We start from the raw sequence: 24,580 nt of genomic DNA, 5'->3' as shown, positions 1-24,580 counted from the left end.
AGGCGTACCTCCCGTACCGCCAACGAGAGATCTATTCAGGTACGATATTCGCCCGCTTGGCGATCTGGCCCCACCGACCATATTCGTCCTTGACCAGAGCGGTGAAGGCGCCTGCTGAATCGGAGGTTGCCGGTGTCATGGCAGCCCGAGCAAGCTGTGTTTTGACCTGCGGATCTCTCGATATTTCGCGCGCTGCCTCATAGAGCCTTCCCAGTATCGGTTGAGGCGTTTTGGCTGGCGCAAACAAGCCGATCCAGTTTTCCGCTATTACCGTTGGTATGCCTGCTTCGGCCGATGTCTGCACGTCAGGCAATGCCAGGCTACGTCGCGTTGCCATGACTGAGAGCGCGCGCAGCCTGCCTTCCTTGATCATGCCAAGGACCGCGGGCAGGTCCATTACGATGCCGTCGACGTGGCCAGCCACCGTATCCATGACGGCAGGCGTGGCGCCTTTATAGGGGACGTGCAGTAGCTTCGACTGTCCGATGCTCTTCAGTTGTTCGATTGCCGGATGCGGCATACCACCATTCCCCGATGACGCGAACGTGACTTCGCGCGCGTTCGTCAGGGCAAGCAGGTCCTTCATGCTTGTAGCAGAAACGGAGGGATTGACGGCAACGACTTCCGGCGCGATGGCAAGTAACGACACGGGCGCAAAATCGCGCAACGTATCGTACGGAACCTTGGCGAAGGTATGGGGGGCGATGACCAGAGGGGAGGCGCTGGCAAGCAGCAGGGTGTTGCCGTCCGGCGCAGACTTTGCCACATAGTTGGACCCGATCACGGCATTGGCGCCCGCCCGGTTCTCGACAACCACCGTGGTCTGCAGGATCTGACCCAGCTTGGGCGCAATGATGCGTGCCGCAATATCGTTCGAGCCGCCTGGCGGATATCCCACTACCAGCGTGATCACCCTGCCCGGAAAGCCTTGCGCGCTCGCGCCTGTACACAGGCCGACTGCGCCTAGCAGCAAGATGGATACTGCGCGCGCTGCGCGCCGCCGCCCGGCGTCGGCGGAACCTGAGCGCTTCGGAATGGCGGAATGTCGGGAAATCATCTTGTCTCGCTCCTGCGAATGGCTTCTTAGAATTCTATGAGCCGAAGTTTACTCCCCGGCCGGTGTCGCATGATTTGACATTCTCGAATGGTCTTTTCGAAAATGCGAAACGTCGATGTCGAATGAAAGCCACTATGCTGTCCAACGAACTTTACACTCGCAGCTCTTCAAGGACACCACCGCATGCAACTTGCTCGCACGCTCATCGGGCACATGACAGCATTGGGCACAGATATCCCGGAGAGGATATTGCGCCAGGTCCGTCTCCATACAGCAGACGCTATCGCCATTGGCTACGCCGGTGCCCGGCTGCCCGAGGGGCGACCGGCGCGAAAGCTGCTTGCAGCGTGTCAAGCGGGCGGGACAAGAGGCGCGAGCATGGTCATCGGCGCTACGCAGGCGCTGCCTCCCGCGCTGGCTGCCGGCGTTAATGCGGCAAGCATGCACGTTCTGGATTTCGACGACATCCATGATGTGGCGCGCCTGCATCCCACCAGCGTCTGCCTGCCCGCGGCACTTGCCGCCGGTCAAGTAGCGGATGTGGACGACGTCACGCTCGTGCGAGCCATAGCGCTAGGGGTAGAACTGATGTGTCGCCTCGGGGAAGCCATACGGCCTACCGGTTCCGGGCACGCCGCCGGCTGGTTCCTGACACAACTGCTCGGATACCTCGGTGCCAGCCTGAGTGCGGGCATCGCCTTGGGCCTCACGGAGGATGAGTTGGTGTCGTCCCTCGGGCTGGCCTATATGCAGGCCGCCGGCGGCAAGGAAGCGGCGAACGGCATCGGTACCGACGCTCGCGGCATCTATCCCGCCTTTGCCGCCATGGGGGGCGTACAGGCAGCGTTGATGGCGCAAGCCGGGGTGGCCGGTCCCGAAACCGCGCTGGACGGCAGGGCCGGCCTCTTCCCCTTGTATCTGGGAGCACCGCTCGGCGCCACTGCGACGGAGCGCGTGCTACGCCGCGGCGCCTGGGCGTTTTCCGCCACGGAAGTCAAGCGCTGGCCCAGTTGTCGGCTCTCGCAACCGTATATTGCTGCGGCTTGTACGCTGCGGCCAAGGATTGCAGACTTGGCGAACATTCGAGACATCAAGGTCAGCATTAACGCGTCCGCCGCGAAGCTCTGCGAACCGCTGGACCAGCGTCGCCGACCGCTTACCTTACACGATGCGAAATACAGCATTCCATTCATGGTGGCGTTTGCACTGACGCATGAAGAGGTGGGCCTGCACACCCTGACCGAATCTTGTCTCGGCGATCCCGCCATTCTTTCTCTGACGGACCGAATCAGTCTTGATCCTTCGCTGCCCGATAACCCCGGGCATCCGCCGGCGCGTATTGCGGTCCGTACTGTCGACGGCACGCGGATCGTCAGCGAGTCGGTGACATCCCTGGCGCTGTCCGAAGAGGCGTTGTATGCCAAGTTCGCGGGCTGCCTGGCGCTAGCTGGCCTTGCCGGCGAGATCGATGCAGCATGGAGCGCAATCACTGACGTTCAAGCGCAGACTTCGGTACTTGGCACGTTGGCCCGCCTGCAAACCGCCACGGGAGCGGCGGCTGCATAGCAGGGACTACTTTCCGGCGAAAGCGGCGGCAGCGGAGCCCGCGCTGCGGCCGAATACCGAGCCCGACGTCAGGCCAGCGCCTCCGGGGTATTTGCCATAGTAGAGACCACCGACCATCTCGCCCGCGGCATACAGGCCGGGAATCGGCGGCCCGTCTTCTGACAGTACTTCGCCCCGCGCGTTGATCGCTACGCCGCCATAGGTGCAAGTGATTCCGCAGGTGACCTGGAAAGCGACAAACGGCCCCGTTTCGATAGGCATGGCCCAGTTGCTCTTGTCGACCTGCAGGCCGCGTGTACGGCGGCCATCCTTGACAGAGGGGTCGAAAGGGATGCTGTGGTCGATTGCCTGGTTGAACTTCGCGATGGTATCGGCGAGCACGGTGCGATCCACACCGTCCAGTTGTGCGATCAGATCCGGCAGCGTGTCGGCCTGCACGCGTGTGGCGTGCCGTACCTGGTATTCATCAGGGAGCAAGGCGGCAGTTTGCGCATCGAAAATTTGCCATCCGTACCCGCCTGGCTGCTTAAGAATCTCGGCTCCCATCCGCGAATAGGTGTAGTTGCGGAAGTCCTCGCCTTCGTCGATGAAGCGCTCGCCACGCGCGTTGACGACGATGCCCAGCGTAAAGTAGTTCTTTTGCTGGTTGAGCAAGTGGATATCGCCGAAGGCCGGGGCATTCGCGTCAAAGAACACGCTGTGGCAGCCAGACCAGTGCCCTGATGTGCGTGCGCCGACGGCGCGTGCCATGCTCAGTCCGTCGCCGGTGTTGTAGCGAGAGCCACGTACCTTGGCGAGATCCCAACCCGGCCCCAGATAGCTCGCTCGCCAAGCCGCGTTCGCATGAAATCCGCCCGCCGCGAGCACTACGGCGCCAGCTCGGTACAGCGACTGAGTGCCATTGCTGGAAGCCGCAACGCCGCACACCTGCCCTCGCTCAACCAGCAGGCGTTCGGCCTTGCTTTCGTAGATCACTTTGACGCCGTGCCGCGCAGCGCTTTCAAAGAGCGCGGTGACCAGCGACAAGCCACCGCCGGAGACCTCGACCGTCAGGCCGCCCCAGAAGCGATAGCGGCCATTGACTCGAAATGCCTGCCGGCCATAGATCGGGATGAATCGCACACCGTGCGACTGCATCCATTGCAACGTTGGCAGGCTTGACTCGACCAGCGTCTCGACGAGGTCCAGGTCGGCGCGGTAGCCGCTTATGGCCATTAACTCATCGAAGAACTGGGACTTTGGATAACTGCCGAAGTCGGAATTTCGTCGCTCGTCGGGGGTCAGGTCCGGAACCAGTAGAGAAATATCATTGATCCCTTCATAGGCCACACGGAATGCGCCCCCAGTGAAGGCGGAGTTTCCGCCGCGCGCGTCTTCCGGTGCGCGCTCCAGCACGATAACGCTGGCGCCCTTCTCCGCTGCGGCAAGCGCGGCGCACAGCGCGGCGTTGCCGCCACCGACCACGACTACGTCAGCGCGGTGTTCCTGATCAGACTGCTTCATTGGATGTCTCCCACTTGTTTCAATAGTGTTTTCCAGCGCACCACATCCTTGCTAATGTAGCGAGCGTAATCATCAGGGGCGCTCAGCACCACGTCGGCGCCCATGGCTTCAATGCTCCGTCGGAAGCCGGCAGCGCTAGCTTCCTCTCGCAGCGCCCCGAAGAGACGCTGGACGCGTTCCTTGGGCATCCCGGCAGGGCCGAGCAGGCCAAACATCGTGCCGATCTCCACGTCTGGTACCCCGCTCTGTGCCAGCGTCGGCACATCCGGCAAGACGGCGAGTCGGCGCGAACCTGCTACCGCCATGACCTTTAGACGTTTGGCGCTGACGAACGGCTCGGCTGAGACATAGGTGGTGAATGACAATTGCACATTACCAGCGGCGACGTCGGTCAGCGCAGGCACCGCCCCGTTGTATGGAACGTGGACCATGTCAAGCTTGGCTTGCCGGCTGAACAGCACTGCAGCAAGATGGGGCGCGCCGCCCACTCCGCTGGAGGAGAAATTGTATTGGCGCGGACGAGCCCGGATACGGGAAATCAGTGTCGCCACGCTGTCCGCCTCTTCATTGGGCGACGTGACCAGCAGCATCGGTGCAAAGGCCACCATGGTTACTGGCGTGAAGTCCTTCTCTGGGTTATAGGAAGGTGCGACCGGCTGCGCGGCGTTGGCGGTCAGATTGGTGGTAGTAAATAGCAGCGTATAGCCGTCGTTGTTTGCGCGGGCGACCATGGCAGCGCCGATATCGCCGCTGCCACCCGGGCGGTTCTCCACCACAAAACCCTGCTTGAGGTGGCGGCTCAGCACATTCGCTACCTGTCGCGCCTGCAAGTCGGTGCTTCCCCCCGCAGCGAACGGCACCACGATCTTCACCGGCCGTGAGGGATATGCCTCCTCGGCATTTGCCTCCATGGCCTGAAGACTGACTAGAGCGAGTGCGCTCAGGAAAAGCCCGGTAGGGCGCCAGAATGGGTACCGCATGTCCAGTCTCCTCTATCAACATGTGGTACCGGATTCTAGGGATGTACCCCCCGGGAGCCAGCCCGTCAGATCGAATGGCATTTTCGGCTTTCCCGAATGGTGCCTGGGACAGCGAACATGAGCGATACCTCGCGAGCCATTGTTATTCACAAATTGCGAAAGCGCCGTTCGGCTTTTTGGCATGGAGTTGCATGGAGGTGCTGCTCACAATGTCGCCTTATACAAACACGATGCGTACAGAGCGCAAGACGGAGTTCGGGATGCTGTCAAACCTGTTGGGAAGAGTTGCCGTGGTGACGGGCGGTGCCGGCGCGATCGGTCATGCCGTGGCGGAGGCGATGGCACGTGCAGGGGCCACGGTGATTGCTGTTGATCGAACGATCGGCGACAACCATCAGTCTGCTTCCGTGCGGACGATCGCCTGGGAATCGCATGCCATGGACGTAACGTCGAAAGAGGACATCGAAGCGATTTTTGCCAATATTGCCAAGCGGCATGGCGCGCTGGACATTCTCGTGAACGCGGCTGGGATCGTGTCGTTCGGTGCAGCGCGCTCACTTGATGAGGCCGAATGGGACCGTGTGCTGGACATCAACCTGAAGGGAACTTTCCTCTGTTGTCAGGCGGCGATGCCATACATGATCGCGCGGCGTTTCGGCCGGATCGTCAACCTAGGGTCGGTCGTCGGCAAGAACGCCGGTAACGCCAGGCCTTGGATCAATGCGGCAGAGTTGGGGAGCGCAGGTAACGTGGCGTATGGCGTGTCCAAGGCTGGCGTCCACATCCTGACGGCCTTCCTGGCGAAGGAACTGGCCGCAGACGGCGTGACCGTTAACGCCGTTGCGCCGGGGCCGATCGCCACCGGTATGACGCAGACTTTTCCCGAGGCGTTGCGCGCGTTGATTCCCGTTGGTCGAATGGGGAATGTAGAGGACGTGGCGCGGGCAGTTGTCTTTCTGGCGGCGCCGAACGCCGGCTTTATCTCGGGGGAAATCCTCGATATCAATGGTGGCATGTTGTGTGACTGAAACTGGAGAACTCAATTGAGCAAGACGTTATATTTAGTGTTGGACATGCAAAACGACCTCGTCCACGACGAAGGTCCGAGCGGCAAGGGACCGCTGGGCGAACAGGTCCGCGCGCGCGGCATTTTACAGCGCACCGCCAGCGCGCTGCGCAAGGCGCGTGAAGCCGGCGCGCTGGTCGGATTCGTTCGGGTCGGATTTTCCGCGAACTATCAGGAATGCCCCCCAAAGTCTCCCGTATTCTCCGGTGCGCCAAAGGTGGGGTTATTCAAGCTGGGAAGTTGGGGCACTGAGATTCATCCGCAGCTCGAAGTGGGCGAATCGGACCTGCAGATTGTCAAACACCGCGTCAGCCCCTTCTATTCGACCACCCTGGAGGCGCAGTTACGCGCCAACGGCGTGACGCGCATTGTCTGCTCCGGTGTCTCGACGCAGGCAGTTGTGCAGGCCACCGTGCGCGATGCGCATGATCGCGATTATGAAGTCGTGGTGCTGGATGACTGTTGTGCGGCTCACTCGGCGCAGGAGCACGCCAATTCCATCGACAGTATCCGGCGTTTCTGCCAGGTAGAAACTTCCGACGCCTTCGATTTTGCCTAGGCATCATGACCAGCGCCGCGCGGCATAGCGCCCGCGCCGCCGTACCGGTGGCGCGGCAGGTATTGCAGGTCTCGAGTCGGCTGCTGCTTGCCAATGTGGCCCCGGCATTCGATATGGAAATCGAGCGGCAGGCGGGCCGTCATCGCCTGATCCTGCTGCGCGCTACCGAATCGGTGGCGTGCGCTAAGGGCCTGAAATTGCGGGCAGGGGCAGTGCTGCACTATGAGCTTGAACCGAGCACCTGGACCGGCGGGACAGCGCGCACCACGCTGTCCTTGGGCGTGCCTGACGAACCTAGTCAAGGGCAGTTGCTGGGGCGCCTTACGCGCGCGGTTGAGTCCCCTGCTGATGTAGGCCAGGCGCCGGTCTCCCTGGCGCTGGCGCAATTGGTCTATTGCTTTCCCGACCAGCAGTGGAACGTTATCTCCATCACTCGCGCAACGGGCTGTAGCGCGCATCAACTTCGGATACGCCTGTTCCGCGAAGGCGCCGCGCTCTCGACGATCGTCAATCGGCAACGTGCCATGCACATCCTGTTTGCACCAGCAACCGAGTTGCCGAGTGAGGTGGCATGGCGTATCGGTCTGGAGACCATTGACGCGGTCGAAACACTTTTCCACGATACTTTTGGCATTTCATTTTCGACGCTGCGCCGCGCCGCAGCGCCATCGCAGATTTTCCATGCCCTTTACAGGAAGACATCATGAGCATCCGCATCTGGCATCAAAGCTTCACCGTCTTGTCGGACCTTGGCGCGTACAGTGAAGCCTTGCGCATGCATTTCAGCACCGTCGCCCGTCCCGATACCGAAATCGTCATGCACGGCATGCATCCAGGTACTTATCGCAGCAACTACCCCGGGGACGACATTAAGTACGCCGCCCTGCAGTACCTGCACGGCTTGCAGTTCCTCGCCGCCGGCGTGCAGGCGGAAGCGGCTGGCTATGACGCCTACGCGATCAGCACGCTGCCGGAACCCGCCTTGCGCGAGACACGTTCGCTGCTCAATATTCCGGTGGTCGGCTACGGCGAAGCGGCGATGTTGACCGCGTGCACGCTGGGCAGGAGGTTTGGCGTCTTGGTCTTTATCGACGAACTTGCGGAACTGGTGGCTGACAACGCAAGCAAGCATGGGCTGGCGCAACGCTTCTCCGGCGCCGCGCATGTCGGATTTCGCTTTGCCGACGTCCTGGAGGGATTCGCTGATCCTACGAGGCTGATTGGGCAGTTCCAAGAAAGCGCGCGGCGCCTGATTGCCGCCGGCGCCGACGTCATCATTCCTGGAGAAGCGCCACTCAATGTCCTGCTGGCGCGCAATGGCGTGAATCAGGTGGATGGCGTGCCGGTGGTGGATTCGCTCGCGGCCTGGGTCAAGCAAGCCGAGGCGCTGGTCGATATGCGGAGGAAGGGTGGGCTTGAGCCCAGCCGCAGGGGATACTTTGGCGGCCAGCCTGACCGGGCGAGGGTGAACGAGTTGCTGCGGTTCTATCGGCTGGACGGCTTGCAGGCATCGACCTCGGCCTATTGAGTGCGATAGTCTATGTAGGCTTCATCATGGCGCGCCCGGTTCACTCCGGGTTCGCGCACCTGAGCCGGTGGCGATTCCTGGCTTGGGGAGGCACAACCAAAGGGGCGCGCCGTTCCTCGGTCCTGCCGTGTTTCAGCGGTTTCGATGCACAGGGATCGGCTCGCGGTGGTCCGGACGCTCTTGCGCACCCACGACGTCGAGCAGGAAGTCAGTGAAGAGCTTGATGCGCGGCGGCGTGAAACTGGTCTTGGCCGACACAAGATGAAATACACGTCCGCCGCTTCCCCATCCAGGAAACACACGGACCAAGGAGCCACTGGCCAGTTCGTTGCGCACGAACAGGTCGAGCACGCAGATGAGGCCAAGTCCCTGGCTCGCTGCGCGTATCAGCGCGTCGGAGTTGTTGAAGCTGACGGGTCCCTCTGGGCGAAGCAGGACTTCTTCGTCAGCGCGCGTCAATAGCCAGGGCTTGGGGGTGGGCTTGCCATCGGGCAATAGCCCCAGGCAGCGGCGCGGATCGAGACTCACCGGTGTAGCGGTGTCAAGCGAATTGGCAACCTCCCGGCTGCCGCATACGATGTAGCTGGCTGCATACAAGGGGCGCGCTACAAGATCGGCATCCTCTACCGCGTCCATGCGAATGGCCAGGTCGATGCCTTGCTGGATCAGCGCGTGCGGCTGGTTGGTCAAATTCACGTGGACCGACAGGCCGGGGTGGCGCGCCAGAAAGTCGGGTAGCGTGGGAAGCAGCAGGGCATGTCCGATTGCGATTGGGGCTTCCACGCGCAAGGCGCCGCGTAAGTCCGCATGGCATTGTGCGGCTTCCTGCTCAGCTTCCTGTACAGCAGCGAGGAGCGTCTTGCATCGGGCATAGAACAGCTCTCCCGGTTCTGTCAGCCGGAGATGGCGCGTATTGCGCTGCAGCAGCGTGACACCGAGATGCTTTCCAGATTGCGCACACATGAGGTGACAGTTGCGTTCGCCAGTTCCAGCGATTCAGCCGCTCGCGAGAAGCTCTCGCATTCAGTCACTCGCGCGAAGACCTCCATCGCCCAAAGTCGATCCATACATCCTCCCGTCAAAGGATCGCGTGCCCAGGCTGTTATGTCTCTCGCCCGCATACCGATCCAGATAGTCAATCAGCGGGCCATATGTTAGCCGACTTCGTGCATCGTCATGGAGCACCGCTTGGCTGCAGTCACGCTGCGGTCCACACCTGCGCTCTGGCTGACGCGAGTCGCGCGATCAGGGCGGGAAGAATCTGCTCCCATTCACCCACCACCCCAAGATCCGCGTGCTTGAATATCTCCGCGTCCGGATCGTTATTGATAGCCACGATGCTCGACTCATCGCCGATCCCCGCCAAGTGTTGGGGTGTGCCAGAGATCCCAACGGCAACGTAGACCCTTGGCGTGACGAACTTGCCCGATTGGCCGACCTGGTGTGTTACTGGCAGCCAGCCGGCATCGACGGCTGGCAGGCTCGCACCGACCGCGCCTTCATAGTGTGCGGCGAGTTGTTCCAGCAAGGCGAAGCCCTCCGCTGATCGCATGCCGCGACCGCCGCTGACGACCAAGCGGGCAGTCTCCACCGGGCGCCGCTGCGAGGTGCTGGGGTACACGGTGATTTCGTCGGGAGCGGATGCCGGGGGCGCATACGATTCGCGTACGATCTCCGCTGGCGCCACCTGTGCGGCGGCACTTGGATACGCGCTGGTATTGCCGGGCGTCCGCGCTGTAGCGCTATTCCCGACGCCACGGAATGCGCAGAGCCACGGGCCATAGTCAGCGCGAATGGTGACCTGGGAGCGACCGCCGAACACAGCCTTGGCGGCAAGCAGGGTGCGGCCATCGAAGGTGAGCGCATGCACCCGGCCAAGCGCCATCGCTTCGTGCGCCATCGCGAGGGTCGCAGCAGCTTCCTCCCCGATGGCCCCCGCGGCGAAGCACAGCAAGTCCTCCACGCACAGTGGTGCCAGTGCACCTTGCGTCAAAGCCTCGGCGAGCACCTTCGCTACGTCGGACGCCAGCACGGGCAAGCGCAGGCCGCAAGCGGTCACCAACACCACGCGGGCATAGCCTAGCGCTGCGATTCGTGCCACCAGCGCATCATCGTGCTCCCCGCCGACGAGCACGGCGATGGCTTGCGCGGCCCTGCCGCTCCCGCGTACGGCGTCAAGTACGGCCCGGGCGTGGCGCTCGTGTGCGTGGGCATCGCTGTCATCGGTGATCAGTACGGCAAGGCAACGTGGAACGGTAGGGGGCATCATGTCGGATAGGAGGCGGAGAGAAACTGGAAGACGGCTTCGACTTGCGCAGCAATGCCGGCGGCGGTGGGAATAGGAGCGCCCTTTGACGAGTGCTCCCGTGCATTCCCTGCCAATGCAATGGGCACTATGCGCGCGGGCGGTTGCGAAACCGGTGCCGCTAAGCAGGTCACGTTCAGCTTCTTGGCTAGCATCACATTCTTCATCAGCGGATGCCTGAGCTTGTTGCCAGCATCGTTGGTGATGGAGACCACGCATTGGTCTGGAAGTGCGATGCGTTCTACCGTCTCGCCGCGCGTTCGCTGAGCGCGCAGGGCACCCTGGTCGTCTGCCTGGATGCCTTCGGTCATGGCAATCAGGCCGATCCCGAGCGCTCGTGCCAGGGCGGACGCGAACACGCCGTCGTCCAGGTCGCCGAACTCACGGCCAACCAGCCACAACGCGGGACCTTCAACGATGGGCGCTAGCTGCGCACGGATGCTATTTGCCAGCGCATAGGCATCCCAGCGCAGGGCTTCCGGGACTGCCAGCCTGGCCGCGATATCCGGCTTGTGCGCGGCCACCCCGCGCATCAAGCCTTCGGCGCCTGGGCCATCCGGCATATAGACAGAGATTCGCGTTGCCGGATCGGCGTCGCGCAGCTTGAGCGCGACTTCGAGCGCCGCCTCATCGAAGGGGCTAAGCTTGCGGGGTATGGCAGCTAGGCTATCCGGGCTGGCCAGGTAGTCAGCGTCCGGTGGTAGCGCCCATTTGGCGTCTAGCACGCTGGCTAGCAGGGCGATGGTGTTCATGCGTGCCTCGCTTCGCCCTTCAGTGCCGATCGCGCGGCGATGCGTCCAAACACGGTGGCCTTGCCCAGTGCGGTACCGGTCATATAGGCCGCGCCGTGGAAGCCGCCCACCACTTCACCCGCCGCGAACAGGCCAGGCAGCGCTTCGTCGAAGACGTTCATCACCTCCATTTGGGGCGTGACCCGGATGCCGCAGTATGTACCGAATACCGCTGCGGTCGACGGGTATGCATAGAACGGCGCCTGCTCGATTCGGCACGGCCGGCCGTGGTGATGGACCAAGGTGGCGCGGCCGAATACACTGTCCTGGCCAGCGTCCACATCGGTGTTGTACTGATCGACGGTCTGCTGCAGCACAGCCTCGGGCACCTCGATCTTGCGCGCAAGCTCGGCAAGCGAGTCGGCTTCTATGAACAAGCCTTCTTGGTGGCGTCGCTGAAAGTCCAGGATCCGCACGCTGTCGTCGCCGCTGTCCATAATGCGTTGGTCGAGGATCTGGAAGGTTGCGCCATAGGGCTGGCGGATCGCGGCATCGCCGAGCAGCTTGTAGGATATGGATTCGTCGACAAAGCGCTTGCCGTCCTGGTTGACCGCGATCGCCCCTTTGTAGACCGCCAGACAGCTATGGTGGTTAGTCTCGTCAATCGGGTGCTTGCCGTAGGTCCCCTTGATATACGCCATGTCGCGCAGGTCGGCGCCGAACTCCATTGCCATCTTCATGCCATCGCCGACATTGCCCTCGCCGCCGATGAAGACCGCTTCGTCATATTGCGGCGCGAAGCGATGGACCATTTCAGCGTTGCGGCAGAATCCGCCGCTGGTAAGTACGACGCCACGGCGCGCGTGGATTTCGCGCGACTGGCCGTCGATCGTGGCGCGCACGCCGCTGAAGCGGCCGTCGGCCTCGCGGAGCAAGCGCTGCGCACGGGCGTTCAGGTGGACGGTCACTCTGCCGGTTCGGACGCAGGCCGCCGCAAGTTGTCGTATTGCGTCGGCCGGATCGACGGAGTGCACGCGTGGCACCGACTGGCCGGACGAGGTCTCGATGCCTTTGCCGAACACCACGCCATTGCCGCAGAGCCATCGGTACGTATGCAGTTGATGTTCGACATAGGCGCGCACCAGCGCTTCGTCGTTTTCAAAGCCGCCAACTTCGCGTAGATCGGAAAAAAGCAGACTGTCGCTGTCGTCCACGCCACAGTTCCTCTGCAGGTCGGTGCCGGCGAAAGCGAGACAGCCCCCGCTCATGACCGAGGAGCCGCCGAGCTCCGGCTGCTTTTCCAGCAGCGTGACGGTGGCGCCGAGTTGTGCGGCTTCCAGCGCGGCGGACAGGCCCGCCATGCCGCCGCCAATGATGAGCAGATCGGTATTCAAGATGACAGTCTTCCGCAGATTATTGAAAGGTCTGGGCGATCGCTTCGCCAGCTAGCTTGCCGAACACGATGCCTTTGAGGACGGAAGTCGCGCCTGTGTAGTTCGTGTAGTACATGCCGACCGTCTCGCCGGCGGCGTACAAGCCAGGAATCGGTGCGCCATCGGTGTTGAGCACGCGCGCGGTGCCGTCCACCTTGAGTCCGCCGAAAGTGAAGACGTTGGCGGAGATGATCGGGTAGGCGAAGTAGGGGCCCAGATTTACCGGCAGCGCCCAGTTGGACTTGCGCGGCTCCAGGGCGGCAGTGCTTAATCCGTCCGCCACCAGCGGGTCATACCGGCCCTCGTGGCACGCCGCGTTGTAGTCGGCGACCGTGCGCATGAGGCGTTCGGCCGGCAATTCCAGTTGCGCGGCCAGCGCTTCCAGCGTGGGTGCCTCGATGGCCGGCTGGTCGGTACGGATCGCCAGTTTATAGTTAGGGATGTCCTTGACGCGCTGATCCAGGATGACGTAGGCGATGCCGTCGTCCTGCTCATAGATGCGCCGTGTCACGCGCTCGTACCACGCGTCCACCGTGCCCGGGGCTTCGTCGGTGAAGCGTTCGCCGCGGCGGTTGACCAGGATCCCATAAGGGAAAATAAAGATCGATGGCTCCGACACGCCCGAGCGCGGATCGACCGGCTCCGCATGGTAGCTGCCGAACTCGCCGCACGGGGCGGCTCCTGCGCGCAATGCCATGGCGATGCCTTCTCCCTTGTTATAGTAGCCGCCCTTGCAAACCGGGCGCAGGTTGACTGCGCGGGGGCCAAGGTAGCGCGCCAGCATTTCGGGGTTGCCTTCGAAGCCGCCAGAAGCCAGTACCACGGCGCCGGCGAAACGACGCAGGCCCACGCCGTTTTGCCATGCGACCACGCCTGCGGCGGCACCCGCGCTGTCCAGCATCAGATCGCGCGCAGTGCATTCATACTGGAACGACACGCCCAGCGCCTCTGCGCGCGTCGCCAGCGCCTCGACGATGGCGGCGCCGCCGCCGACCGGCAATAGCCGAGGCTGCGCGCTGGTGAGGAACTGGGTCGGAAGGAAGTCGAAGCGCACACCGATATCGCCCAGCCAGCCAATGGCAGTGGGCACGTGCGTAGCGAATGCATCCAACGTGTCGGCGTCCGCCACTGCCAGTGAACGTGTTGTCTGAGACCAGGAGGCAGGGTCAAGCGCCATCTCAGCGGTGAGGTCGGGGTCCAGATATTTTCCCGAATGGACCGCCAAGTGCTCTTCAAAGTCGTCCGACACCTCAGTGTGGCTCTTCATGCGCAAGTAGGCTTCGGTATAGCGGCTTTGCCCGCCGCGCTCATCCCTGGTGGCACGTTCCAGCACGCAAACGTTCAAGTCAGCTTGCGCGGCGCTTACCGCTGCAGATAGCCCCGCCACGCCACAACCCACCACCACCACATCGAAGTTCTCGTTCATTTCGCGTTTCCCCATTGAGCTGATACCGGCGCAGCATAGGCCGGGGCACCGCCGTACGACAGTCCAAGGCGGCGAAATCGCCTTTCGAAAAAGCCGAAAAGCCCCGCTACCCATCTCGCGGACCCCGCACATTTCAGGAAAATTGAAAGACATATTTGGTCGGCGCGGCTGTGCTTCGGCGACGGGGCGCCGTAGATTGAGCCAATCGCAGAAGAGACGTTTGTAGGACAACAAAGAGGAGACTTGACGATGATTAGCCGATTCCGCCGATGCTTGCTGCTGGCCGCCACCGTGCTGGTGATTCCCACGGCATTTGCAGATAGCTTTCCAAGCCGCCCAGTGCGTCTGGTCGTGCCCTGGCCAGCCGGCGGCGGCACCGACGTCGTGGTGCGGGTTTTTGCCAAGCACTTGTCCGAACGATTGGGGCAGAACGTCGTGGTGGAGAACCGGCCGGGCGCGAACGGCATGATCGGGACGGAGTTGACGTCGCGCGCGACGCCGGACGGCTACACCCTGGGCATCGCTTCGGTCGAGACACATGCCATCAATCCGCAGGTCTACAGAAAAGTCAGCTACGACGCGTTTCGACAGTTCGAACCCGTGGGCCGCATCGGCTCATTTCCCTATGCACTTGTGGTCGGCGCTAGCGTGCCAGCCGACTCCGTCGAAGCATTTACGGCCTATGCAAAGCAGGCCGGCGGCCGCATGTCATATGGATCCTGGGGGGTCGGTAGCTCTTCCCAGGTTGCGATGGAAATGTACAAAGCGGCCACCGGTGTTGACATGATGCATGTCCCCTTCACTGGCGCGGCGCCAGCGTTGGCGGCGCTGGCCGCGGGTCAGATTGACGCTTTGATGATCCCGGTTTCCATTGCCGCCCCCTATCACCGGAGCGGGAAGGCCAGAATTCTCGCGGTAGCAGCGCCGGAGCGCCTGCCGGAAGTGCCGCGCGTTCCCACGCTCAAGGAGCGTGGCATCGACGTTATCGGCGGCACATGGCTGGTGGTAGTGGCGCCGGCAGGGGTGCCGTCGGGGCTCGTAGAGAAGCTGAACTCGGAGATAGACAAGGTGGTACGCGATCGCCCGTTCGTGGAAGCCATGCAGCGCATGTCGGTGCTTCCGGACGGCGGGACACCCGGAGAGATCCGCAAGATGCTGGCATCCGAATACCAGCGCTGGGGGGTGGCGATCAAGAAAGCAGATATTCGCCTCGACTGAGGGCTTCCGAGCGGATGTCCGCGCCGGCCGCCGCGCGCTCCTGGCGGAATGCCTGGCCATCTGCAGCGGTTCCTCGCGTGGCGGACGCGCGCGTCACTGCACCAGTGTCGCGTCGTGGCTGTTAGCGGCCCACTTGGCCAATGGTAACGAGCGAGCCACGAGATCAATAGTAAAAGAATGATATCAACAACCGGGACTTCGATGTCAGCACTCAAACTCGCAATGCGGCTGGCCAAGACAGTGGCGGCCTTCTGTCTTCTGTGTCCCGGCATAAAGCCGGGAGCCGCGTCGGCACAACCGCTTGCCTATCCAGACAAGCCAATTCGTGTTGTCGTGGGCTTTCCTGCTGGTGGCGCATCCGATATGGCTGCCCGCGCGGTAGGGCGGAAACTGAGCGAACGGCTGGGACAACCGGTCATCGTCGACAACCGACCTGGTGCCGCCAGCAACATAGCAGCGGACATGGTCGCGCACGCGCCCGCCGATGGCTATTCGATCCTGCTCGGCACCATTGCCCTGTCCATCAATCCCAGCCTCTATCCCAAGCTGAGCTTCGATCCGCTGCGAGATCTGATACCCGTTTCGATGATCGCGTCATCACCATTCTTGCTGGTCGTCAATCCCAAGTCGCCATTCAAGTCCGTCAAGGGCTTGATCGCTGGGGCGAGTTCGCCATCGCAGCAAGGGTCGAAAGAGCTGTTCTATGCAAGCGCGGGAAACGGATCCGGCGCGCACCTGTTTACCGAGTTGTTTACCAGCACGGTCGGCATCCATCTATCGCACGTTCCCTATAAGGGCGCATCGGCGGCAATGTCGGATGTCCTGGCGGATGTGGTGCCCATCACTTTCGATAACATCATCACTACGCTACCTCTGGTCAAAGCCGGCAAACTACGTGCTCTCGGCGTGAGTAGCAAGCAGCGATCTAAAGTCGCACCGGAGATTCCGACGCTGCATGAAATGGGGGTGGTCGGGTTCGACGCAACATCTTGGTTTGGATTCTTCGTGCCGGCCGGAACGCCGAAGGAAATCGTTACGCGCTTGAACCAGGAAACAGCAGAAGCGCTCAAGGATCCGTCGGTGCGTGAATCGCTGCTGGCCGTTGGCGCGGATCCAGTCGGAAGTAGTCATCCGGTTAGCTCCCAAACCTACTAGATGTAGTGGGTAGCGATTTTTTGGCATAGAGCTCGGCATAGGTCGGCGCGGTGACGTCACCAGCGATGCCGAGCAGGGAGCGAAACGCGTTGAAGGGATAGAAACGGCGGTTGAAGCGGAAGGTGAATTCGTTGAGATAGGCTTGTAGGTGCTGCGGGCTGACACCGTGATGAATACCGCGCAGCCAGGTCTTGAGATTGGAGAACACAAGGTGAATGATCGGCAGGAAGGTTTCGGCCACTTGCATGTCACCGCGCTGCGCGATGGCGATATGGCCATAGCCGCGCTCGCCCAGCTTGGCATAACCGCTCCAGTCGTCGGTGATGATGGTTGCGCCGGGTGCAACGGTACGCTCGATGAATCCGCCCAGCGACCGGGCACTTCGGTCAGGAACCAGAGCGAGCCGAACTCGTCCGGCATACCGTCCGCTCTTGCGTTTGTTGCGGCTGCCGGCAAGCTTGCGTTGCCGAACCTCGATAGCGCCGGCCACAAGAACCATGTCGTGCACGCCCCTGCCTTTGCCGCGAGTACGCCCACCGACGTAGGCCTCATCGGCCTCGACGTGTTCCTCAGGCTTGCCACCGATCCGATCCTGGTCGGGGCGCACCATGCCGGCGCGCAACTTGTGGAGTATCTGGAAGGCGGTCTCGTAACGCGACAGGCCGAGTTGGCGCTGGAACTGAACGGCCGACATGCCAGGCGTCTGACTGGCGACCAGATACGCCGCCCAGAACCAAACCGACAGCGGTGTGTGCGTGCGCTCCATGACGGTGCCAGCAGTGAGGCTCGTGTCGCGTGTGCAATGGCGACAACGGAAAACGCCGGGGCGATTGGCAAAGCGGTACGGCTCACCAAGCAAGCCACAGTGGTCACAAATGAACCCATCGCTCCATCGAGCGCGCTCAAGGTAGGCCATGCATGCCGCTTCGTCTGGAAACATCCGCTGAAACTCCGGCAGCGAGCCCGGAAACGGCAGATCGCCTCGGTCAAGCACGTCAATAACCATGGTTGCCCCGGGTTGGCACAGATGACCAACATACTATCGGTAGAGGGCTTGGGAGACAACCGGATAAGCACGGTTCTACCGATCTGAACTGGAGAAATGGCGCAAGGTCGTGCGCGAGGGCAATGTCAGAATAGACTGATGATCAGAGCATTTTTTGCGGATAGCACATCGGGTGGAAAGCACTTATCCGGCTCGGTTGGGGGGCAATGGAGTGCGCGTCGGTGCATGCAGGCGTGCACTCCATCGGGCGCTATGGCCGCCCGCAGCGCTTGACCCGATAATCGAGTTGTGCCCGGGTGAGCCCGAGCCTTGCTGCTGCCTTCGAGATATTCCCGCCAGCCTCGCTGATTGCGGCATTGACTAGTGCGTCTTCGACGGTCGAGATGGTCACGGCCTGTTGCCGCAACGCATCGCGCGCCCAGCGGTCCAAGTCGCTCGAGCCCGCCATGTGGCTGTACGCGACAGGTTCGTCAATTTGTGGAGTGCCTAGATCTTTTGCGAGCGCACCGGACTCGGTGAGCCGCATCAGACTGGACGTCCCCAAGGTGGCATCGACGCTGAACAGATGGCGAAGATCAAGCGATTCGGCCGGCTCGGCCAAGATCATGCCACGCTCGACGACATTCTCCAATTCCCGGATATTGCCAGGCCATTTGTAGTTCAGTACCGCCTGTAGTGCGCGCGGTGTGATGCCAGAGACATGGCGGTCATGCATATCTGAGAATCGCTTCATAAAGGACTCGAGAAGCAGGGGAAGGTCGTCGCGGCGCTCGCGCAGCGGTGGGATCAAGATCGGGAAAACATTGATCCGATAGAAGAGGTCTTCACGGAAACGGCCCGCTTTCACGGCCTCGGGGAGGTTCTCGTTGGTTGCAGCGACCACGCGCACGTCGAGCTTGATAGTGCGCGTGGAGCCCAGCCTTTCGAACTCGCCGGTCTGCAGCACGCGCAGCAGCTTGCCCTGGGCGCTCGGACTGAGAATGCCAATTTCGTCGAGAAACAGCGTACCGCCATTCGCCGCTTCGAACCGTCCCGCCCTCGATTCTGTCGCGCCAGAATAGGCGCCCCGCTCGACGCCAAACAGCTCCGATTCAATTAGCTGTTCAGGAATGGCGGCGCAGTTGATCTCGATGAACGATTTGTCCGCCCGGTTGCTATGACGATGTACCTCTCGTGCGACGGCGCTCTTGCCCACGCCGCTTTCGCCAAGCAGCAGGACCGTCGCCTTCGTGGAAGCGACACGTCTCACCTTGTGCAATACGGTGGTAAATCCCGCGGAGGCACCAACGAGTTCCAGTTTCGAAGGTGCGCGAGGCTCCGTTGCGGCTTGTCGCGCGGATTCTGGCGCCGCAAGCGGGACGCTGAACAGCTTCCTTAAAGGTTGGGGCTGGAGTGGCGTGGCGGCGAGAAAGCGCAGATCTTCCTCTGGGTCTTCCCAGTTCTCCAGCGGCTTGGCGATGACCCTGCACTTCGTCTGACCCATGGCGCGGCATTCGACCTCTCTGGCGAGAATACGCTTGCCCATTATCTTGCTCAGAAAGCCGCACGTATAGCCAACGCCCAGCCAACAGGCTGCCTCGGTACCCACGCCGAAGCTAGACAGATGCACTTCGTCCTCGCATCCATGATTCCAAAAGAACTCCGAGTAGCAATACCCCCGGGTACTGTCGATTTCGATGTGTACCGGTTCGGGTTGGACGAAGCCTTGGAGCGCATGGAACTGCGCACCCGCAGCGATGATGTCCAGTTGCGATTGGTTACCGCGCACGCTCCAGGCCAGTTCGGCGTCGCGGGACCCGATGGAATAGCCGAGCCGCGTCATCATTCCCCTAGCCGCGTCTTGGCCAAGCAATTCGATGAGCTCGCGCCGCATGGCACCAAGGATCTCCGAGGGAAGCAGGACCATACGCCGATCTTGCAGCCAGATGCGTCCTTCCACCGGATTGAAATGCAATTGCTCAGCAATGTCAGTGAAGTCCATGGCGTCAAGCAGCGCAAACTCGCGTGGCGCTCGGGCGGCTTCGTCCTCTGGTGTGTGTACACCGTTCATGCAGTCTCCTGGGTTTCTTGCTCTGGTTGAGCCTCTAACCGGCGCCTTCCTGAGCGTACGCTGCGATGTTACGACACCCCCCCTCCAGCGTGTCAATGCGTGAAATTCCGAACGGGTGGCGCTGCGCGCACCCGCATCTTCATCAAATTCTGACTTATGGTCCGACGGGGTGGGCGTATCTCGGCGAATGAAAAAGTGTGGGCATCTCCCGCGGAGCTAGATGCCAGGCGGATCTGCGGGCATCGACGTGGACCTCGTCAATCGCGTTCACATGGCTGGCACGCCGATTGCTCTACAGGGATAGCGCTTCATCAGAATCGCAACCGCACCGCGCAAGCGGTGCCCGCCAAAGTGAATGGGCACGACAGCAATAGCCGATTTACGAAAGATGTAAAAGATTGGGCATAAGCCCATCAAGGAGTGGGAGACATGACTGCTGGAATCTCAAGCCTGGGATATCTAATCCTTGGCGTAAGCGATCTGGGTGCGTGGGCTGACTTCGCAAGAAATCTGATCGGCTTCCAAGTGGACCGGCGCGAGGCAGGCCGTTCGCTAGTGCTTCGCATGGACGACTATGCGCAACGCATCGTGCTCGAGCAGAGTGGCGAGGACGATATCCTCGAAGCAGGATGGGAATTTGCGACGGAGGATGAGCTGGACCGCTATGCCGCGTTGCTGCGTGAGCGGGGTGTCAAAGTGAGCCAAGCGGATTCAGACTATCGTGCAATGCGGCGTGTCGAGAAGCTCTACTACTGCACTGATCCGGTTGGCTACCGCCACGCCTTCTATTTCGGCCCCGAATTGGCGCCCATGACGGAGCCGTTTCGCTCGCACGCATTGATCGGTGCGGGCTTCGAAACGGGTCCGCTGGGGATTGGGCATATTCTCACGTCAGCGCGTGACTACCGCGAATCGGTGGCGTTCTATCACGAGACGATGGGCTTGAAAGTCAGCGACTATATCCGCGAAGAGCGCGCGCCCGGCGTCGTCGTGGACGCGACCTTTTTCCACACGAAGACGGGGCGCCACCACTCGCTTGCCACGGCGGCTATTCCGGGCGAGAAACGCCTGAATCACCTGATGGTTCAGGTCAGGGAAATGGACGATGTCGGCCTCGCCTATGACCGTTGCCTCGCAGCCGGGCTGCCGATTGCACTGCATCTCGGCCGCCATCCTAACGACCGGACCTTCTCCTTCTATGTCCACACTCCGTCCGGCTTCGCGATCGAACTCGGCCATGGAGGCGTCGTGATCGACGAGGCCAATTGGCGGGTAGCCAGCTACTCGAAGATGAGCGATTGGGGGCACAAGCGCTCGCCGCAAGCGCCCGCCTGAGATGACATAGCCGGCGAAGCTGGCCATTCCAACCCTTATGTGCAACTTGCCGCCTCAGTGGCGGTGGGGAGTGCTGCTTTCAAAATTTCCCTATGGAGGATGAAATGAGTATCTGGATTGACCTACTAGGCGCAGAGATTCGCTATATCGACACCCCCCGCTTTGGCCGCACGCGCGTCGCGGAAGCCGGCAAAGGCAATGCGGAGGCCCTGATTCTGATGCATGGCATCGGTGGGCACCTGGAGGCGTATGCGAAGAACGTTACAGCGCTGGCGGATCGCTACCACGTCATCGCTTTCGACTACGTTGGCCACGGCCTATCCGAAAAGAGAACGGACATCGACTACAGCATTGACGACTATGTTGAACAGTTGCGTGAATTGATGGACGCGCTCGGTATCGAGCGCGCCCATATTTCGGGCGAATCGCTCGGCGGCGTGGTGTCCGGCTTCTTCGGTTGCAAGTATCCGCAGCGCGTTCTGCGCATGGTACTCAACACGTCCGGTGGCATCCCTATCGTCTCCGAACAGGGAAAACGGGATCTGCAGCACCTGGCGGAACTGAGCGCGCGCAATTTTGGCAAGGCGCCCACGCGCGAAAGTGTGCGGGCCCGCATGCAGTGGCTCATCTATGAAGGCAACTGGAATCTTCTGGACGACGAACTGATCGATAGCCGTCTGGCTTTCTATTCGCGCGAGGACTTTCAAAAGAGCGCGCCGCTCGTCTTCGGCAGGCTGATGCGCAAGGCCAACGATGACAGTCAGCGCATGGATATGATCGACCTGGAGAAGTTGCAGTGTGAAACGCTGCTGCTGTGGACCCGGCACAACCCCATCCATGACGTGGCGGCGGCCGAGGCTGCCCTGCCCCAACTGCGGCACGGCTCGCTTTACGTGTTGAAGGGGGACGCGGCGCACTGGCCGCAGTATGAACAACCCGACGAGTTCAACACGGTGATGCGTTCGTTCCTCTCCACCGGGCGGATTTGATGGGGTCGCCGTCGCCGCTTCATCCGCTCCAGTCGAGGCAGTTTCCACAGGTAGTCGAAGCCAAGGAGCCGGTCCGTTTGACTAGCTATATCGATGCGCCGACGTTTCGCGCGAGCATGCGCCATCTGGCCGGCGCATGCTCGGTGATCGCATCGTGCAGCATGGGGCGCCGTGCTGGACTTACTGCCACCGCGGTCTGCTCGGTCAGCGCAGAGCCTGCCCAACTGCTGGTCTGCGTGAACCGCTCTGTGCGAGCGCACGAGATTATCGAGCAGTCGGGATTGCTCAGCGTGAATGTTTTATCGGAAGCGCAGGAGAACATCGCCAAGCGTTTCGCAGGCATGGTGATCGATGTCGCAGGCGAGGACCGTTTCAGTCATGGGGGCTGGCGTGACGGGAGGCTTGGCATACCGATACTGGACGGTTCGCTGGTCTCTTTTGGCTGCCGGGTTAAGGATGTGATCCCGGCAGCAACGCACACAGTCTTCCTGTGTGAAGTCATGGAAGTAGTGGTGCCGGCCGAAGACGGTAAGCCGCTACTGTATTTCGGCGGGAGCTTCGCGCGCATCGGCTGAATCAATGCCGGGATGACCGCAATCCTACTCAAGGAGGAGAACATGAAAACAGCACTGAAAGAAGTCGTAGTCAACGTGGTACCCACGGAGGAAGAGCTTGTGGCACGAGCCAGGGCGCTGATTCCGATGTTGCGCCAGCGGGCGGCGGAGGTCGAACGCGAGCGCATGGTGCCTGCTGATATCATCGCGCAGTTTAAGGACGCCGGCTTCTTCCGTATCCTGCAGCCGCGCCGATGGGGCGGCTATGAGATGAATCCATCGGTCTTCTTCAAGGTCCTGATGGAACTGGGCCGGGGCTGCTGCAGCAGCGCATGGAACATGATGATCCTGGGCATCCACAACTGGGAATTCGGTCATCTCGATCCGCGCGCAGGAGACGAGGTCTGGAGCAAGGACGACTCAGTGATCGTCGCATCGTCCTATCCCCCGTTCGGTACCTACCGCAAGGTGGAAGGCGGTTATGTCATCAGCGGCACGTGGCATACGTCCAGCGGCACGGACCATGGACAGTGGGCCTTCCTGGGGCAGATGCTTCTCGACGAGAGCAAGCAGCCCGTCGATCGCCTCTCGTTGCTGGTGCCGCGCAAGGACTACAGCATTATTGATGACTGGCACACATTCGGCCTGGCCGGCACCGGTAGCAAGAGCCTGGTGGTGCGTGAGGCTTTTGTACCCTTCCACCGTGCGCACAGCCTCGCGGACTACAGCATGAGCGAGCGCGGTGAGATGTATCTCTATCCGTTCTCCCAGATCTTCTACGCTGCGGTGTCCTCGGTGATCAACGGCATGGCGCAGGGCGCCGTCGATGTCTTCATTGAGCAAATGCAGACGCGCCGCGATACCACGGGCGGGGGCAAGGCCAGTTTGAGCCCGTACGTCAAAGACCGCCTGGGGAACGCCGTGGCGCGCGTGCGTTCATCGCGGGCGAGAATCCTGAATATGATGCAGGAAACCACTCGCTACGTAGAACGCCGTGAGCTCGTTCCGCTTGACGAGCGCGTCCCGAGCATGCTCGACATCGCGCGCGTCGGCCGAGAGTGCGAGGAAGCGGTGCTGCTGCTATTCAAGGCGCTCTCGGCGCGGGGGATTTTCCTCGACAACCCGATGCAGCGCATCCTGCGCGACACCCTCGCGGCGGCCAACCATATCACGCAAAACGCAGACGACACTGCTGGCGTTCTTGGTGGGTATCTGCTCGGGCAGCCGCTCCCGCCACTGTTCTATTCGCGCGACCCGCTGCCAGCCTGACGGAAGCCGTAGGGCAAACGCGCCGGCGAATGACCGGCGCGGCCGTATTCCCTTAAGCGAGGAGGAGACACGATGATGATAGAAGAGAGAAAGAGCTATCGGCCGACAAGGGCCTGCGCAGCGGTCTTGCTCTTGATCGGCGCAACGGCAGCATCGCGCGTAGGCGCGTTCGAGATGGATTTGGCACCCGACGCCAAGCTACGCTGGGATAACACGTTCAAATATAGTGCGGCGGTCCGCGTGAAAGAAGCCTCACCGGCGCTGACCGGTAACGCGAACTATGACGACGGTGACCGCAACTTTTCCCGCGGCCTGATTTCGAACCGACTCGACTGGTTGAGTGAATTTGATCTGACCTACCGCAACTTCGGTGCGCGAGTCAGTGGTGCGGCGTGGTATGACTCGATCTACAACCGGCACAACGACAATGATTCGCCCTCCACGGTGAACTCGACCAGCGTGCCGTTCAACCACTTTACCGATGCAACGCAGACGCTGCATGGGCAGAAGGCGGAACTGCTCGATGCCTTCGTGTTTGGCAAGTTTGACGTGGGCGAGACCCGGTCCAGCCTGCGCTTGGGCCGGCATGCCTTTCTATATGGCGAAAGCCTGTTCTTTGGCAACAACGGCATTGCCGCCGCACAGGCGCCGATCGACGCCATCAAGGCGCTCTCAGTGCCCAATACGCAGTTCAAGGAGTTGCTGCGTCCCGTCAATCAAGTGTCGGGTCAGATCCAATTGCCCCGTGGGTTTTCGGTCGGCGGCTATTATCAACTAGTGTCCTGCGTCAGAAATTCGCAGACAAAATCTCCTGATGCTGGCGAGGATGTCATCGGCGGACTTCGTCCAC

At 61.5% G+C, this 24,580-nt stretch carries 23 protein-coding genes; 12 read left to right on the top strand and 11 right to left on the bottom strand.

What is annotated here, in order from left to right; genetic code table 11:
- Positions 1–31: 31 nt before the first annotated feature.
- Positions 32–1,057, bottom strand: a complete 1,026-nt coding sequence (locus ACGLHR_RS22160; RefSeq protein ID WP_400096381.1) for a Bug family tripartite tricarboxylate transporter substrate binding protein — start codon at positions 1,055–1,057, stop codon at positions 32–34.
- A gap of 183 nt (positions 1,058–1,240) precedes the next feature.
- Between ACGLHR_RS22160 and ACGLHR_RS22155 the strand changes: the two genes are divergently transcribed.
- Entirely contained in the window at positions 1,241–2,623 is a 1,383-nt protein-coding gene (locus ACGLHR_RS22155; protein WP_400096380.1) for an MmgE/PrpD family protein, read from the top strand.
- A 6-nt stretch (positions 2,624–2,629) separates the two neighbouring features.
- On the opposite strand, the gene tcuA is transcribed toward ACGLHR_RS22155, so the two are convergent.
- Both tcuA and ACGLHR_RS22145 read right to left on the bottom strand, forming a co-directional pair.
- A complete protein-coding gene (tcuA, locus tag ACGLHR_RS22150) occupies positions 2,630–4,126 on the bottom strand; it encodes an FAD-dependent tricarballylate dehydrogenase TcuA (RefSeq protein WP_400096379.1) in 1,497 nt (498 codons plus the stop codon).
- Entirely contained in the window at positions 4,123–5,106 is a 984-nt protein-coding gene (locus ACGLHR_RS22145) for a Bug family tripartite tricarboxylate transporter substrate binding protein (RefSeq protein WP_400096378.1), read from the bottom strand. The genes tcuA and ACGLHR_RS22145 overlap by 4 nt, the downstream gene beginning before the upstream one ends.
- A gap of 74 nt (positions 5,107–5,180) precedes the next feature.
- On the opposite strand from ACGLHR_RS22145, the gene ACGLHR_RS22140 reads away from it, so the two are divergent.
- The 4 genes from ACGLHR_RS22140 to ACGLHR_RS22125 are packed head-to-tail and all read left to right on the top strand — an operon-like array spanning position 5,181 to position 8,259.
- Entirely contained in the window at positions 5,181–6,134 is a 954-nt protein-coding gene (locus ACGLHR_RS22140; protein ID WP_400096377.1) for an SDR family NAD(P)-dependent oxidoreductase, read from the top strand.
- A gap of 15 nt (positions 6,135–6,149) precedes the next feature.
- On the top strand, positions 6,150–6,731 hold the full coding sequence (locus ACGLHR_RS22135) for a cysteine hydrolase family protein (protein WP_400096376.1): 582 nt from the start codon (positions 6,150–6,152) through the stop codon (positions 6,729–6,731).
- A 5-nt stretch (positions 6,732–6,736) separates the two neighbouring features.
- Entirely contained in the window at positions 6,737–7,438 is a 702-nt protein-coding gene (locus ACGLHR_RS22130; protein ID WP_400096375.1) for a hypothetical protein, read from the top strand.
- Positions 7,435–8,259 carry an aspartate/glutamate racemase family protein gene (locus tag ACGLHR_RS22125; protein ID WP_400096374.1) on the top strand — a complete coding sequence of 275 codons (825 nt, stop codon included), beginning with the start codon at positions 7,435–7,437 and terminating at the stop codon, positions 8,257–8,259. The genes ACGLHR_RS22130 and ACGLHR_RS22125 overlap by 4 nt, the downstream gene beginning before the upstream one ends.
- Before the next feature lie 132 nt (positions 8,260–8,391).
- Here ACGLHR_RS22125 and ACGLHR_RS22120 read toward each other — a convergent pair whose 3' ends face one another.
- The 6 genes from ACGLHR_RS22120 to ACGLHR_RS22095 all read right to left on the bottom strand — a co-directional run bounded on the left by ACGLHR_RS22120 (position 8,392) and on the right by ACGLHR_RS22095 (position 14,154).
- Positions 8,392–9,222 (bottom strand): LysR substrate-binding domain-containing protein, encoded by an 831-nt coding sequence (locus ACGLHR_RS22120; RefSeq protein WP_400096373.1) that lies wholly within the window; start codon positions 9,220–9,222, stop codon positions 8,392–8,394.
- Positions 9,153–9,308: a LysR family transcriptional regulator gene (locus ACGLHR_RS22115; RefSeq protein WP_400096407.1), complete on the bottom strand. Its 156-nt coding sequence runs from the start codon at positions 9,306–9,308 to the stop codon at positions 9,153–9,155. The genes ACGLHR_RS22120 and ACGLHR_RS22115 overlap by 70 nt, the downstream gene beginning before the upstream one ends.
- Positions 9,309–9,457: 149 nt before the next feature.
- The gene (locus ACGLHR_RS22110) at positions 9,458–10,528 is read right to left on the bottom strand and encodes an electron transfer flavoprotein subunit alpha/FixB family protein (protein WP_400096372.1); all 1,071 of its coding nucleotides are present in this window, start codon (positions 10,526–10,528) and stop codon (positions 9,458–9,460) included.
- On the bottom strand, positions 10,525–11,316 hold the full coding sequence (locus ACGLHR_RS22105) for a hypothetical protein (RefSeq protein ID WP_400096371.1): 792 nt from the start codon (positions 11,314–11,316) through the stop codon (positions 10,525–10,527). Before ACGLHR_RS22105 ends, ACGLHR_RS22110 begins: the two co-directional genes overlap by 4 nt.
- Positions 11,313–12,689: an FAD-dependent oxidoreductase gene (locus tag ACGLHR_RS22100; protein WP_400096370.1), complete on the bottom strand. Its 1,377-nt coding sequence runs from the start codon at positions 12,687–12,689 to the stop codon at positions 11,313–11,315. Before ACGLHR_RS22100 ends, ACGLHR_RS22105 begins: the two co-directional genes overlap by 4 nt.
- 19 nt (positions 12,690–12,708) lie before the next feature.
- Positions 12,709–14,154 (bottom strand): FAD-dependent oxidoreductase, encoded by a 1,446-nt coding sequence (locus ACGLHR_RS22095; protein WP_400096369.1) that lies wholly within the window; start codon positions 14,152–14,154, stop codon positions 12,709–12,711.
- Between the two features lie 249 nt (positions 14,155–14,403).
- On the opposite strand from ACGLHR_RS22095, the gene ACGLHR_RS22090 reads away from it, so the two are divergent.
- Both ACGLHR_RS22090 and ACGLHR_RS22085 read left to right on the top strand, forming a co-directional pair.
- The gene (locus tag ACGLHR_RS22090) at positions 14,404–15,372 is read left to right on the top strand and encodes a Bug family tripartite tricarboxylate transporter substrate binding protein (RefSeq protein ID WP_400096368.1); all 969 of its coding nucleotides are present in this window, start codon (positions 14,404–14,406) and stop codon (positions 15,370–15,372) included.
- A 201-nt stretch (positions 15,373–15,573) separates the two neighbouring features.
- Positions 15,574–16,527 (top strand): tripartite tricarboxylate transporter substrate binding protein, encoded by a 954-nt coding sequence (locus tag ACGLHR_RS22085; RefSeq protein ID WP_400096367.1) that lies wholly within the window; start codon positions 15,574–15,576, stop codon positions 16,525–16,527.
- Here the strand turns inward: ACGLHR_RS22085 and ACGLHR_RS22080 are convergent.
- Positions 16,508–17,533, bottom strand: coding sequence for an IS1595 family transposase (locus ACGLHR_RS22080; RefSeq protein WP_400096366.1), 1,026 nt, complete (start codon positions 17,531–17,533; stop codon positions 16,508–16,510). The genes ACGLHR_RS22085 and ACGLHR_RS22080 overlap by 20 nt on opposite strands.
- Before the next feature lie 250 nt (positions 17,534–17,783).
- Positions 17,784–19,583, bottom strand: a complete 1,800-nt coding sequence (locus ACGLHR_RS22075) for a sigma 54-interacting transcriptional regulator (protein ID WP_400096365.1) — start codon at positions 19,581–19,583, stop codon at positions 17,784–17,786.
- A gap of 429 nt (positions 19,584–20,012) precedes the next feature.
- Between ACGLHR_RS22075 and ACGLHR_RS22070 the strand changes: the two genes are divergently transcribed.
- The 5 genes from ACGLHR_RS22070 to ACGLHR_RS22050 all read left to right on the top strand — a co-directional run.
- Positions 20,013–20,918: a VOC family protein gene (locus ACGLHR_RS22070; protein ID WP_400096364.1), complete on the top strand. Its 906-nt coding sequence runs from the start codon at positions 20,013–20,015 to the stop codon at positions 20,916–20,918.
- 104 nt (positions 20,919–21,022) lie between these two features.
- Complete coding sequence (locus tag ACGLHR_RS22065) at positions 21,023–21,907, top strand: alpha/beta fold hydrolase (RefSeq protein WP_400096363.1); 885 nt, start codon at positions 21,023–21,025, stop codon at positions 21,905–21,907.
- Positions 21,908–21,984: 77 nt separating this feature from the next.
- Positions 21,985–22,482 carry a flavin reductase family protein gene (locus tag ACGLHR_RS22060; protein ID WP_400096362.1) on the top strand — a complete coding sequence of 166 codons (498 nt, stop codon included), beginning with the start codon at positions 21,985–21,987 and terminating at the stop codon, positions 22,480–22,482.
- Positions 22,483–22,524: 42 nt separating this feature from the next.
- Positions 22,525–23,730, top strand: a complete 1,206-nt coding sequence (locus ACGLHR_RS22055; RefSeq protein ID WP_400096361.1) for an acyl-CoA dehydrogenase family protein — start codon at positions 22,525–22,527, stop codon at positions 23,728–23,730.
- Positions 23,731–23,802: 72 nt separating this feature from the next.
- On the top strand, positions 23,803–24,580 hold a 778-nt coding region (locus ACGLHR_RS22050; RefSeq protein ID WP_400096360.1), incomplete at its 3' end, for a DUF1302 domain-containing protein.

The sequence above is a fragment of the Cupriavidus sp. CuC1 genome (assembly GCF_044627735.1).
Taxonomy (GTDB): domain Bacteria; phylum Pseudomonadota; class Gammaproteobacteria; order Burkholderiales; family Burkholderiaceae; genus Cupriavidus; species Cupriavidus ulmosensis.
This window is presented reverse-complemented; position numbering and strand designations above follow the sequence as displayed.